Origin of the sequence: Janthinobacterium rivuli (assembly GCF_029690045.1) — a bacterium.
Classification (GTDB): domain Bacteria; phylum Pseudomonadota; class Gammaproteobacteria; order Burkholderiales; family Burkholderiaceae_D; genus Janthinobacterium; species Janthinobacterium rivuli.
Genome location: NZ_CP121464.1, coordinates 2,824,632 through 2,836,821, shown reverse-complemented (window position 1 = coordinate 2,836,821; position 12,190 = coordinate 2,824,632). Strand labels below are relative to the sequence as shown.

The window sequence follows — 12,190 nt, the reverse complement described above, 5'->3', positions numbered from 1 at the left end:
GATCAGCCATGCTCGATTGGGACAATGTACGGGTCTTCCTGGAACTGACGCGCAGCGCCGGCCTCGTCGATGCGGCGAAAAAGCTGGGCATCGACCATTCCACCGTGTCGCGGCGCATGCGCAAGTTCGAGGAGCAGGTGGGCACGCAGCTGTTCGACCGCAACTACGTGGGCTACCAGCTGACGCCAGAAGGCCACCGCCTGATGGAATACGCGGAAACCATGGAAAGCACGGTGTTTGCCGCCACCGAAGAACTGGGCGAACACAACCGGCTGCTGTCAGGCCAGGTGCGCCTGGGCGCCACGGAAGGCTTCGGCGCCATCGTGCTGGCGCCCCACCTGGCGCAGTTTTGCGGGCGCTATCCACACATCAGCGTGGACCTGATCGCCGTACCCCGCTTCGTCAGCCTGTCCAAGCGAGAGGCGGACGTGGCCATTTCCATCGAGCGCCCCCTGTCCGGCCCGTACGTGGTGACGAAACTGTCCGACTACCGGCTGAAACTGTACGCCACGCCGGCCTACCTGGCGCGCCACGCGCCGATCACCAGCGTGGCGCAACTGGCGCAGCACCCGATCATCGGCTATGTGGACGATCTGGTCTTCAGTTCGGAACTGCGCTACATGGACAACGTGGCGCCCGATTCCCTGCGCGCGTTTCGCAGCACCAGCGTGATCGCCCAGTACCACGCGGCGCGCGCGGGCCAGGCGCTGGCGATCCTGCCCTGCTTCGTGGCCCAGCAATCGAACGAACTGGTGCCCGTGCTCGACGGCGAGATCGACCTGCTGCGCGCCTTCTGGATGGTCTCGCCTAGTGAGCGGCGCAATATCGCCCGGGTCAGCGCCCTGTGGAACTACCTGCGCAGCGCCATCGAATTGAATCACGCCTACCTGATGGGCGAAACAGCCGTGCCCAGCTGGCCAGCTTGAGCACGCTGCGGCGCGCTACACTGTCGACACATACTAATAAGGAGAACGCCATGCTGATGGATGCGAACCAGGCCGTACTGCTCATTGTCGACCTGCAAGGCCGCTTGATGCCGGCCATCCACGATGCGGGCCTGGTGCTGGCGCAAAACCTGCGCCTGGCAAAGATTGCCCGCCTGCTCGACGTGCCCGTGCTGGGCACGGAACAGAACCGGCAAGGGCTTGGGCCGAACGTGGAAGAGATCGCCGCCCTGTGCGAACGGACCTTGCACAAGACGCATTTCGGCGCCTGTTTTGATGGCTTGCAGGAGATGCTGCCGCCAGGGCGCAAACAGATCGTCGTCACGGGGTGCGAAGCCCATGTGTGCATGCTGCAGACGGCCATCGGCTTGCTGGAACTGGGCTACGAGGTCATCATCGCCATCGATGCCGTCGGTTCGCGCCAGGGGGCCAGCCGCGACGCGGCGCTGGCCCGCCTGGGCAAGCTCGGCGCTCATCTGGTGACGGTGGAGATGCTGGCCTTTGAATGGTTGCGCGACTGCAAGCATCCGCGTTTCCGCGAGGTATTGACGCTGATTAAATAGAAAGCAGGTTTAAGCCAGATCAAGTCCATCGGCCATTCATTTGCTAGCTTGGTAACAGCGCCGCCATTCCGAGCGGCGCGCCGTCCACATCAGCAAGGGAGCCATCATGGCCTACATCCTGCGGGGCAAGCTGTGCGGCTTGATCTGTGCCGAGTGTCCTGAAGCCTTATCCCACGTCATCGTGCGCCTGTACCGGCCGCGCGAGTCGCAAAACGTCACGGCGCTGGCCATGGCCAGCGCCAAGGAAACCTTCGCCATCCTCACCGACGAAGAGGTGCAGGCGAAGGCGCCTTTCCTGCTGGCCGAAGCACGCACGGATGACGACGGCAATTACAGTTTCACTTTGGACGACGATTATCAGGGTGAGGCCGTCGAAGTCGACGTCCTGTGCCCTACCGTGCCGCAATTGAACCCGGGGCCGAAAGACCCGGTGCCGCTGCAGTTTTCCATCACCACCATCCAGCCCCGCTGGCGCCAGGTAGAGAACGACTTCCTCGCCATCTGGGACTATTGCCTGCCGCAACGCTTCTGGTGCCTGGTGCGCGCCCGCTTCGGCGCCTGGACCATCTGCGGCCGATTGCGCACTTGCGAGGCTCCCCACGCGCCGATCGCCGGCGCAACAGTGCGGGCCTTCGACGCAGACTGGCTGCAGGACGATGCGCTCGGTGTTGCGGTGACGGACGCCAGTGGGCGCTTCCGCATCGATTACCTGACGTCGGATTTTACATTGACGCCTTTCTCTCCGTTCATCAACGTGGAGTTCGCCAGCGGCCCCGACGTGTATTTCACGGCGCAGCTGGGCAGCGTCAGCATTCTGTCGGAAACGCAGGCCAACGGCCGCCAGCCGGGTCGCGAAAACGTGGGTCACTGTTTCTGCGTGGAATTGTGCTCGAAGGAAGTCTTGCCGCCCGACGTGGAAGGCGTGCCCCACTGGCAGCAAGTGGAAATCTTCGACATCCACCCGTTCCCCTCGCTGGCCGGCTTTTCCCCGCAAGGCTATGCGGGCGGCCCCGGCGCCTCGTATGTATTCGCCGGCGGTGTCACCCTGAAGGGCAATTGCCCGCTGCGCAACAGCGCCATTCCCGCCAACCCGCTTGAATACCGCTTTCTCATCGGCGAATGGTCCTGGCCGGGCGGCAGCGACGACCCGACAGCCATCCCCCCGGTGGCGCCCGCCAGCCTGGCGCCGTTGACGCAAGTGCTCGGCACACACGTCGGCTATGTGTTTTATACGAATGGATTGGGCCTCGGCGATTCGGCGCCCGTCATCATCGATGCGGGCGACTTGAAACCGGGCGGCTGGATACGGGTGGACGGCAAGCCCGTCACCGTGGACATGCGCGACGGCACGACGGCCGTCGTCAATGTGGCGCCCAACATCTTCCTGCGCACGTTCGACTTGCTGACCGTAAATACGCCAGCCATCACCAGCCTGCACCCGGCCAAGTTGCCGGGCGGCTTGCCCATCCTCGACGCGGGCCGCAGCCTGAGCGCGGCCGAAAGCGAACCGATACGCCGCTACCGCCTGGGCTTCGAGGTGCGCGACGGCATCAGCCTGGCGCTGGTGGCCACGGACGGGCTCGATTCCATCGTCTTCGACAACTCGCCCGTGATCGTGGCGCTGGACCTGGAAGAGCTGCGCAGCAATGCCTGCAATCCCATCGCGGGCGGCCTCGTGCATATCCTGTACACGATCGATCACCCGCATCTGCGCTTTTTCAATATCACGATTTCCAACAACAACGGCATCACGCACCCGCCGCCACCGCTGCCGGCCGCCAGCTTCACGCCGCCGCCACCACCGAGCGATTATCTGTTCCGCGGCGGCACGGGCGGGCCGCATTTATCGGGCAACAACGGCGGCTTCCCCGTCAACGTGGCGCTCGATCCGCCGTGTGCCTACCGGGTGGCCATCGGGTGGCAGACACGGCATTACCTGGCGTCGTCGCACAGCATCGACAGGCTGTACTGCAAGTAGGGGCTGCATCAGAAATAGCGCACCCAGGCCTGTGTTGAGGTGCGCTTGTAATTGGCGAACGCGCGGCAAGGGAAATACAGCACGGGCATCAGCGCCAGCGCAATCAGCCAGACTTGCCAGATGTGCTCGACGCCATAACGGTCGCCATGGTTGGCGCCCAGCACGGCAGTCAAGGTGATGCCGATGGCCAGCAGCAGATACAGGTGCAGCAGATAGTAAAACATGGGCGCGCCGCCAAAGGTGGCGCAGGCCCGCGTAAACCAGTTATCGACGCTTTCCAGCCAGGCCATGCCCAGCAAGCCCAGGCCCAGGGTGAACAGCAAAAAGTCCAGCGATGGCGGGTACTTGGTGAAGTTCAGCACGCTCATCGCCGTGCGCAAGGCCGTGTCGCCGGCCACCCACGGCAGGGTTTCGCCATAGAGATTGAAACCGCGCAGCACGGCCAGCAGCAGCAAGCTGCCCGCGCCCAGCGCCAGCAGCAGGCGACGGCGTCCTTCGGCGGACAGCCCGCACGCATACAGGGGCCCGGCTGCATAGCCGAGCACGATCACGCCTATCCATGGCAGCAGCGGATAGCTGACCTTGATTTTCATGGCGCCATCAGCCACCAGGTAACCGCGTTGCAGCAATACCGTCAGCAGATAGTAGCCAAGGCTGCCCTCTTCCGCGTGCAGCCAGGTAAACAAATGCTGGCCGGCGATGATCGCCACGCCCAGCACGACCAGCACTTTCAACGGCAGCTTGTGCAGCACGGCCAGCGCCATCATGGCCAGGCCGATGACCCAGATCACCTGCAGATACAGGATCGCCGGCGTGAAAGTGCCCATCCAGGCAAAGTTGACGAACACCAGTTCCAGCACGACCAGCAACAAGCCCCGCTTGAACAGGAAACCGGTAGCGCTGCGCGGACCGGCGGCCGGATGCGCGTACAGCCAGGCGGACAAGCCCGTCAAAAAGACAAACATGGGTGCGCACACGTGGGCGGCCAGGCGCGTGAAGAATAGTGCCGGATCGACGTGGGCCGCATCCATCGGGTCGCTGACCTGGTGATGCAGAAAGAACGTTTCGCGCACATGGTCGAACAGCATGATCAGCATGACGAGGCCGCGCATGACGTCGATGACGGCGATGCGGGTGCGCAGGGTGGCGGGGAAAGTCAGGGAGGCAGTCATTGGTTGATGTAAAAACTTTAGTGAGTCGACAGTGTTATTTCAGCCCACAGGCAAAAACTGGGGTCAGACCCGGCGGGTCTGACCCCGGCTCTACGCTGCTGGGTTCGAACAATTCTGTGGCATGTACAGAGTGCCACCGTTAAAACCTGTAATGCGCATTCAACGTCACCGCACGCTCCGCCCCCGGCGCGACCCACAGCTGGCTATACGAACTCGCATAATAGCTGCGGTTGAACAGGTTTTCCACGTTCAGGGCAAGGCGCAGTTTGGCGTTGGGAGAATACGACGCCAGCAGCTTGGCCGTCGTATAGGCCGGCAGGGTAAAGCTGCTGCTGACTGCCACGTCGCCCAGGCGCTCGCCCACGTATTGCAGGCCGCCGCCCACGCTGGCCGTGCCCGTACCCAGCGCGAATTGCTGCGTGGCCAGCAGGTTGGCGCTGTGGCGCGGCACGTTGGCGAAGCGGCTGCCCGTCACGATCGTATTGTCGCCGCGCGTGACGGTGGCGTCCGTATATGCATAGGCGCCCGAGACGCGCAAGCCGCGCGCCACTTCGCCCGACACGTCGAGTTCCAGGCCCCGGCTGCCCACCTCGCCCGCCGCGATGGCGAAGTCCGTGTTGACGGGATTGGTCGTCAGCACATTGCTCTTGCGGATGTCGTACACGGCCACGGTGCCCGTCAGCTTGCCCATTTCCAGCTTCGCGCCCAGTTCATACGAGCGGCTTCGCTCAGCCGGGAAAGCCTGGTTGGCGATGCTGATGCCGCTGTTGGGCCGGAAGCCCTTGGCCGCGCTCGCATACAGCGACCACGCCTTCGACGGCTGGTAGACGAGGCCCGCGCGCGGGCTGGTGGCCGACAGCGACTGGCGGTTGCTCACGTTCAGGCGATTGTTCGACACGTCCTGCGTGTACGTATCGTGGCGCACGCCGACCAGCGCCTTCCATTGCGCGCCCAGGTCGACCTGGTCCTGCGCATACAGGCCACGCGACTTTTGTCCTTCCTGCGTGTCGATGGACAGGGCCAGCGGAGCGGCCTTGCCGCCATACACGGGATTGAAAATATCGATGGCATAGGCATTCGCGGCCGAAGGATTGCGGCGCAGCTGCACCCGATGGTCATCGAAGTGATAGGCATCGACGCCGGCCAGCACTTCATGCGCCAGCGCACCCGTCCTGAACTTGCCCAGCACTTCAACGCGTGCCGATACATCGGTGGACGAGAAATCGCGGTGGCGGCGCTGGCGGTTCAGGGTGCGGCCATCGGCCAGCAGCTTGCTCGCCTCAGACGAATAACCGCTCAATTCGCTGTCGCGGTAGGACGCACCCGCCTGCACCGTCCAGTCATCGGACAGCGCGTGGTGGATAAACAGCTGCTGCCCCAGCGACTTGACCGTCATCGGGCCGTCGCCCGGTTCGCCCAGGAAGCGCGACACTGGCACGGCCCCCAGCTTGCCATTCACGGCGACGACGCCGCGGTCGAACGGCGCGCGCTGCCGCACGGCTTCGATTTCATACGACACGGTCGTGTGCTCGCCCACCAGCCAGAGGAAGGACGGAGAAAACAGGCTGCGCTCGACTTTCACCGTATCGCGGAAGCTGTGCCCTTCCTCATGCGCGGCGTTCAGGCGGTAGGCGATGGTGTCGCTCAAGGGTCCCGTCAAATCCAGCGCGGCGCGGCGCGTGCTGAAACTGCCGAGTGACATATCGGCGCTGTATTCAGGCGCGAACTTCGGCTTTTTCGTCGTGATATTGACCGTGCCGCCCGGCTCGCCCCGGCCATACAGGGCCGACGCGGGACCTTTCAGCACTTCGATGGCCTGCGTATTGCCGCCGTCGCGCATGCCGTTGTAGCCGCGGCTGGAACTGAAACCGTTGACCATGTAGTCGGAACCGAAATTCGGATCGCCCGTGAAACCGCGCATGGCGTAGCTGTCCCACAGGCCGCCCAGCGGGCTTTGTTTTGCAATACCGCTGGCCAGGTCCAGGGCGCCAGCCAGGGTCGTCACGCCAGCGTCGCGCAGCAGGTCGCCGGTCAGCACGCGCACGCTTTGCGGCAAGTCCATCAGCAAGGCATCCGTCTTGGTGGCTCCCGTGGCGGACAAGCTGCGGTAATGCTGGCGCTCGGCCTTGACGGTGACGACATCATCGGCCTGCGCACCATCGACTGCCAGTGACCAGGGACTGGCGGCGGCCAGCAAAAGCGCCACGGGGCGGTGTAAAAACACGGACATGGGATTCCTGATGAGGGCGCAAATCAATGCAATAAGCTTGCATTATAAATGATAATAGATTCTCATTAATGTATTTTTGAACGATACTCGGCCCATATCTGTCCTGCTGGCGGACGTGGACGATGAAACGCCCGCTTGTTTCCCGCGCGCTCAAGCGTTAATATGCAAGCATTAACTTGCATATTAAGGAGTCGGGCATGCGTGAAAATCTGGAAAAACTGCTGGCGCAGGGGCGCGACAACGCCCTGCTGCGCTTTGGCCTGGGCGATGCCTGCCTGAAAGACCAAGACGCCGAGCAAGCAGCCCTGCACCTGGCGCAAGCCACCGTGCAGCAGCCCAGCTATTCCGCCGCCTGGAAACTGCTGGGCAAGGCCTTGCATCAGCTGGGCCGCCCGGACGAAGCGCAAGCCGCCTGGAGCACGGGCGTGAGCGTGGCCCAGCAGCAAGGCGACTTGCAAGCCGTCAAGGAAATGACGGTATTTCTGAAACGCCTGCACAAACAGCGGCAGGCGGCAGGGTAAAAGGCTTAATGCGCGTGCGCCGCGCCTTTGGCTTCGGTTGGTAACGCCACGCCCCGTTCTTTCGCCAGCTTCTTGGCCAGCAAGCCGCCCGCTTCGGCCGCATACGCGCGGCAGGCGTTGGCGTCGATCAGGGGATTGTCCGTTCCGCTGCGCCTGGCGGCCTTGCCCAGCACGTCCGTCGTGCCCGGATGCACGGGGATGATGATGTCGCATGGCAAGGCGGCCACCTTGGCGATGCTCGCTTCGAACGAGGCCGAAATATCGGGCGTGCCGCCTTGGCCCGCGCCTTTGCCCGTATAGCGGAAATCGCCGCTCGAATACGGGTTCAGGCTATCCGCATACACGACGTCCAGGCAGCGCTGGCCTTCGCACGACGTCCACGTCCACGTCGTGCCGCCTGGCGTGTGGCCCGGCGTCATGTGGGCAGTCAAGGACAACGGTCCTACCTTGACGGTATCGCCCTCGCCCACCAGGCTGACCTTGCGCACCTTGGCGACGTGCACGACGGGATCGGCCTGGTACTGCGGATCGTCCTTGCCGTTGGTGCCGCTTTGCAGCACGGGGGCGGCGGCCGCGCTGGCCATCACGGTGGCGCCGCTGGCCCGCTGCAGCGCGGCAATGCCGCCCGCATGGTCCCAATGGGCATGCGAATTGAGGATGTATTTCACATCCTCGATGCGAAAGCCCAGCGCCTTGATGTTTGCGATGATCAAGGGCGCCGATTGCGGCAGCGCACCGTCGAGCAGGATATGGCCCTGCGGACTCGTCACCAGCACGGCGGACAGACCGGCCGTGCCCACATACCAGGTATTGCCAAAGACGTTGAACGGCTTGACGGGCGCGTTCCATTCCTTGCAATTATCACAATTCACCGGTTTATCCTGCACAGTCGTCGGCGTCTTCGCCTGCACCGTACCAGCCGCCATGGTCGCAACCGTAGCCAGCATCAACTTCGCCAATAGTGTCATCTTCATCTCCAGAGTGTAAAAAGATGGGCGCCCGCACTGGCGCGCCCGGGGGGGGGGTATCAATGCATGCGGCCGGTCCTGTCGGCCAGGGTGTCGCGGATGTGTCCGGCGTCGAGCGAGCGCCGCTGCGCGCCGGCGGCGTCCAGCAGCACCACGGTGACGTGCTTGCCGCCGCTGCGCATGCGCATGGTCAGGCAGCTGCCCGCCTCATGGCTGCTGCCCGTTTTCGACAGCACAATGTCCCAGCCTTTGCCACCGACCAGCGGGTTGGTGTTGTGCAAGGTGCGCAGCTTGCCATTGACGGCCACGCTCGCTTGCGGGTGGCTGGTGATGCGCGCGATGTCCGGATAGCGCGCGGCCGCCGCGACGATCTTTGCCACCTCGCTGGCCGTGGACGTATTCGCGGGCGAACTGCCGTCGGGGTCCGTCAGCGAGGTGCGCCTCAAGCCCAGGTGGCGGATCTTTGCTTGCAAGGCGTCATTAAAAGCCGCGCTGCCGCCCGGATAGGTGCGCGCCAGCGCGGCGGCGGCGCGGTTTTCAGACGGCAGCAGCGCCAGTTGCAACAGCGCGCCGCGCGACACGGCCACGCCATCGGCCAGCAGGCTGTGGCGCTGCAAGGATGCATCGCCATCGGCGCGCACGATGCGCACTTGCTCTTCCTTATCCTGCCCTGCGTCGAGCACCACCATGGCCGTCATCAGCTTGGTGATCGAGGCGATCGGCACGACGGCGTCCGCGTCTTTCGCCATCAGCACCTTGCCGCTGGCGTCATCGAACACCAGCATGTGTTTCGCGCTGACGGGCAAGTCCAGCATGCCGGCGGCGGCCTCGGCAAGGATCTCGCCGCTGACTTCGGGCTTGCCCTGCGTCTGCAGCAGCAAGGTGGCGCAGGCCAGCAGCAAGGCGGGCACGGCCATCTTCCAGCTGCCGCTGTCCAGGCCGGGCGCCATCAGGCGTTCTATGCGTGTGAGCAATGCCCCGCCCCGGGCCGACATCAGCAAACCGGAATGGTTTGGCGCGGCCGTCTGCAAGGACAGCGCATGCAGGGCCGTGGCCAGCTGCTGCGGATCTTTTAGCGCTTGCGCGGCCAGGGCGTCGGCCACCTGTTCCCGTTCGGCCCGCATGCGCGCCGACAGCCACCAGACGACGGGGTGAAAAAACAGCAGCGCCTCGGCCACGCTTTGCAACAGATTGACCAGGTAATCCCAGCGCCGCACGTGCGCCAGCTCATGCGCCAGCAGCGCTTCGAGCAAGGCGACGGGCATGCCGCTCAGCAAGGCGGCCGGCAGCAGGACGACGGGGCGCCAGAAGCCCACGGTGACGGGACTGGCCAGCCCAGCGTGCAGCTTCAGCGGCGGCCGCCCGTGCAAGCCCATGCGCTGCGCCAGCGCATCGAGGCGCGCCTGCCAGATGGCGGGTGCGGCCACCGCCTGGCGGCGCAGCTTGCCGACCCAGGCCAGGCCCAGGCACAGCCGCAAGCTCATCAGGCCAACGCCGGCGCTCCAGGCCAGCACCAGGGCCGGCATCCACGCTTGCAGCGCGGCACGCCAGGCGGGCGGCGCGGCCATGGGCAGCTGGACCAGCGCTGTGCCGGACAGGAGCGAGAGCAGGTGGACGGTAGGAATGCACAAGCACAGCAGCAGCGCCAGCGCGCAAACGGCATAGCGCCAGCGCGCGCTGGCGTGGCGCAGCAGCCACAGCAGGACGGCGGACATTGCGCCGACGATCACGCCCTGCCAGACAAAATACAGCAAGACCCAGCCCAGCGCAGGGACAAGCTTGCCCAACTCAATGCCCAAGCTCGCGTCCAGGTTCATGGCGCCCCGCCGTCCTTGCTGCGCAGGATTTTTTCAATTTCCAGGCGTTCCGCATCGCTCACGTGCTCGCGCAGCGCCGTCAGCACGAGCGCCTTGCCGGAACCGGAAAACACCTTGCCGATCAAATCCTTGAGCAAGCTGGTCTGTAACTTTTCCTGCGCTTCGACGGCCGCATACAGCTGCGGCCGCTGGCTTTCATTTCGGCTCAGCAAGCCCTTGCCATGCATCAGCTGCAACTGGCGCAACACGGTGGCATAACTGGCGTCGGCACGCTCACCGGCCAAGGCGTCATACACGGCGCGCGCGTCGGACGGACCGCGTTGCCACAGGATGCGCAGCAGGTCCAGTTCGGCGGCCGTGGGATGGGGAGTGGAGGTATTTTTTAACATGCCGCCAGAATACCGATTCTAGAACTCAATGTCTAGAACTTTTTTTCTAGAATGCCTGGCGATGGTCCTAGAACTCGCGCAAGCGGTCGAACAGCTCCAGCAAGGCCGCCTCGTCGACCAGCGCCGGCCCCAGTTGCTGCGCCAGCTCGACCAGCAGTTCGGCCAGCACCGTATAGATTTCCTCACGCTCGACCGTCTCGATGATGCTGGCGCGCCGCTCGATCTTGTTGAATGCATCCACATAGGCGGTGACCATCGCTTCCAGCGCGGCGGCGGCCGCCGTCGCGTCAATGGCGGCATCGATGCCGCGCGTTACGGCCAGCATGTTCTTGTAGGCCAGCGCCGCCTTTTTCGCATACGCGGGGGAAATATGCTCGCGGCCATCCCAGTCGCGGAAGGGGTTGAGCAGGTTGTCCGCCAGCCATTCCGGCTTGCGCGCCTTGCTCACCGACAAGTCCAGTCCCAGCGCCGCCGCCCTCTTGTAGCCGGCCTTGACGGCCTTGGCCACATCGGCGGGCAAGCTGGTCAGCCATAAGGCCGACAACTGCGGCAATTGCGTGGCTGATGGAAACTCTTGCGCCGTGTAGCCGAACAGATCATAGGCGGTGAACATCCGCAGCTGGGTCAGCTGCGCCAGGCTGGCCATCTGCGACGCCAGCCCCGGCTTGCCCCAGATGCGCAAGGTCGTCAGATGGGGAAAGCGCTGCGCCACTTGCGCCAGGTCGACTTCCTTCATGCTGACCAGCGACAGGCCGCCCAGCTGGTCAAGACCGTGGAACGGCGGCAGCGTCTGCGTGCACTGCAGTGTCAGATGGCGGCCATCGGCGCCATCCTTGATGCGCAGCGCCGGCGACGGCGCGCCGCGCAACGCGAGCAGGCCCAGGCCTTCGTTCAAGACCAGGCTGGTAACGCCATCGGGCTGCAGGATCAGCCGGCTCACGCCGCTGCCGCTGAAATCGAGCGCATGCACCGTCGATGACTGCCAGTGCAGCTCATTGATGAAGGGATTGCCCTGGATAAACTCCATCAGAGCCTGCGTGCCATTGCTGGTCTCGATGGACATCAGGCAAGGCAGTTGCTCCAGCTCGGACACGTCGTCCAGCGCCTGCAAGATGCTGTCATCGATTTTCGTCGCGTCCTGGCGGAAGACCTGGCCGCCGACTGTTACTTCACGCTCGGCCGACGCGGCCTTGAACCGCTGGCGCCGCAACGGATCGATGCGCTCCCAGTTGCGCTGGCGCAGCACGCTGTCGCCCACGTTCCAGCCGCTGCGGTAGCTGTTGACTTCCACATCGACCAGCGGCGCGATATTGCCAACGAGAGTATGGCCAGGCGGCACGTTCGCCGTGGCATAGCAATGGTCGTGGCGATTATTCCAGAAGAAATAGTCGCACAGCAGCGGCCGCATGGCTTGCACGGCCGCCGCATCGGGCAAGGCGTCACCGGTCCAGTCCAGCTCCAGCACGGCAGCTACCGGCCTGGACGATGACGTATCCTTGATGCGGGTGATCTGGCAAGCCACGTACTGCTGCAGCTCCGTTGAAAACACACTGTAGATATCTCCGACATTTGCTAGCACTCTAATTTCCTTTTTAAATAGGGAGCTGT

10 protein-coding genes are annotated in these 12,190 nt (G+C 64.1%); 4 read left to right on the top strand and 6 right to left on the bottom strand.

Annotation, left to right across the window (positions count from 1 at the left end; translation table 11 throughout):
• Positions 1–8: 8 nt before the first annotated feature.
• The 3 genes from P9875_RS13065 to P9875_RS13055 all read left to right on the top strand — a co-directional run bounded on the left by P9875_RS13065 (position 9) and on the right by P9875_RS13055 (position 3,485).
• Positions 9–926 (top strand): LysR family transcriptional regulator, encoded by a 918-nt coding sequence (locus P9875_RS13065; RefSeq protein ID WP_278318628.1) that lies wholly within the window; start codon positions 9–11, stop codon positions 924–926.
• Positions 927–976: 50 nt separating this feature from the next.
• Entirely contained in the window at positions 977–1,507 is a 531-nt protein-coding gene (locus tag P9875_RS13060; protein WP_278318627.1) for an isochorismatase family protein, read from the top strand.
• Positions 1,508–1,613: 106 nt separating this feature from the next.
• On the top strand, positions 1,614–3,485 hold the full coding sequence (locus tag P9875_RS13055; RefSeq protein ID WP_278318626.1) for a hypothetical protein: 1,872 nt from the start codon (positions 1,614–1,616) through the stop codon (positions 3,483–3,485).
• Positions 3,486–3,493: 8 nt separating this feature from the next.
• Here the strand turns inward: P9875_RS13055 and P9875_RS13050 are convergent, their stop codons facing one another.
• Both P9875_RS13050 and P9875_RS13045 read right to left on the bottom strand, forming a co-directional pair.
• Positions 3,494–4,657 (bottom strand): DUF1624 domain-containing protein, encoded by a 1,164-nt coding sequence (locus tag P9875_RS13050; protein ID WP_278318625.1) that lies wholly within the window; start codon positions 4,655–4,657, stop codon positions 3,494–3,496.
• 139 nt (positions 4,658–4,796) lie between these two features.
• The gene (locus tag P9875_RS13045; protein ID WP_278318624.1) at positions 4,797–6,887 is read right to left on the bottom strand and encodes a TonB-dependent siderophore receptor; all 2,091 of its coding nucleotides are present in this window, start codon (positions 6,885–6,887) and stop codon (positions 4,797–4,799) included.
• Positions 6,888–7,084: 197 nt separating this feature from the next.
• Here P9875_RS13045 and P9875_RS13040 point away from each other — a divergent pair, with 197 nt between their 5' ends.
• A complete protein-coding gene (locus tag P9875_RS13040; protein ID WP_278318623.1) occupies positions 7,085–7,408 on the top strand; it encodes a tetratricopeptide repeat protein in 324 nt (107 codons plus the stop codon).
• Between the two features lie 5 nt (positions 7,409–7,413).
• Here P9875_RS13040 and bla read toward each other — a convergent pair whose 3' ends face one another.
• The 4 genes from bla to P9875_RS13020 form a co-directional block, all read right to left on the bottom strand.
• Positions 7,414–8,355 carry a subclass B3 metallo-beta-lactamase gene (gene bla, locus P9875_RS13035; RefSeq protein WP_278318622.1) on the bottom strand — a complete coding sequence of 314 codons (942 nt, stop codon included), beginning with the start codon at positions 8,353–8,355 and terminating at the stop codon, positions 7,414–7,416.
• Positions 8,356–8,435: 80 nt separating this feature from the next.
• Complete coding sequence (locus P9875_RS13030; RefSeq protein WP_278318621.1) at positions 8,436–10,193, bottom strand: M56 family metallopeptidase; 1,758 nt, start codon at positions 10,191–10,193, stop codon at positions 8,436–8,438.
• Positions 10,190–10,582 (bottom strand): BlaI/MecI/CopY family transcriptional regulator, encoded by a 393-nt coding sequence (locus P9875_RS13025; protein WP_278318620.1) that lies wholly within the window; start codon positions 10,580–10,582, stop codon positions 10,190–10,192. The genes P9875_RS13030 and P9875_RS13025 overlap by 4 nt, the downstream gene beginning before the upstream one ends.
• A 67-nt stretch (positions 10,583–10,649) precedes the next feature.
• The gene (locus P9875_RS13020; RefSeq protein ID WP_278318619.1) at positions 10,650–12,161 is read right to left on the bottom strand and encodes a hypothetical protein; all 1,512 of its coding nucleotides are present in this window, start codon (positions 12,159–12,161) and stop codon (positions 10,650–10,652) included.
• Positions 12,162–12,190 lie beyond the last annotated feature (29 nt).

Excerpts from the sequence above, each read along its gene's own strand:
- P9875_RS13065 (WP_278318628.1), top strand. The coding sequence starts at position 9 with ATGCTCGATTGGGACAATGTACGGGTCTTCCTGGAACTGACGCGCAGC.
- P9875_RS13060 (WP_278318627.1), top strand. The coding sequence starts at position 977 with ATGCTGATGGATGCGAACCAGGCCGTACTGCTCATTGTCGACCTGCAA.
- P9875_RS13055 (WP_278318626.1), top strand. The coding sequence starts at position 1,614 with ATGGCCTACATCCTGCGGGGCAAGCTGTGCGGCTTGATCTGTGCCGAG.
- P9875_RS13050 (WP_278318625.1), bottom strand. The coding sequence starts at position 4,657 with ATGACTGCCTCCCTGACTTTCCCCGCCACCCTGCGCACCCGCATCGCC.
- P9875_RS13045 (WP_278318624.1), bottom strand. The coding sequence starts at position 6,887 with ATGTCCGTGTTTTTACACCGCCCCGTGGCGCTTTTGCTGGCCGCCGCC.
- P9875_RS13040 (WP_278318623.1), top strand. The coding sequence starts at position 7,085 with ATGCGTGAAAATCTGGAAAAACTGCTGGCGCAGGGGCGCGACAACGCC.
- bla (WP_278318622.1), bottom strand. The coding sequence starts at position 8,355 with ATGCTGGCTACGGTTGCGACCATGGCGGCTGGTACGGTGCAGGCGAAG.
- P9875_RS13030 (WP_278318621.1), bottom strand. The coding sequence starts at position 10,193 with ATGAACCTGGACGCGAGCTTGGGCATTGAGTTGGGCAAGCTTGTCCCT.
- P9875_RS13025 (WP_278318620.1), bottom strand. The coding sequence starts at position 10,582 with ATGTTAAAAAATACCTCCACTCCCCATCCCACGGCCGCCGAACTGGAC.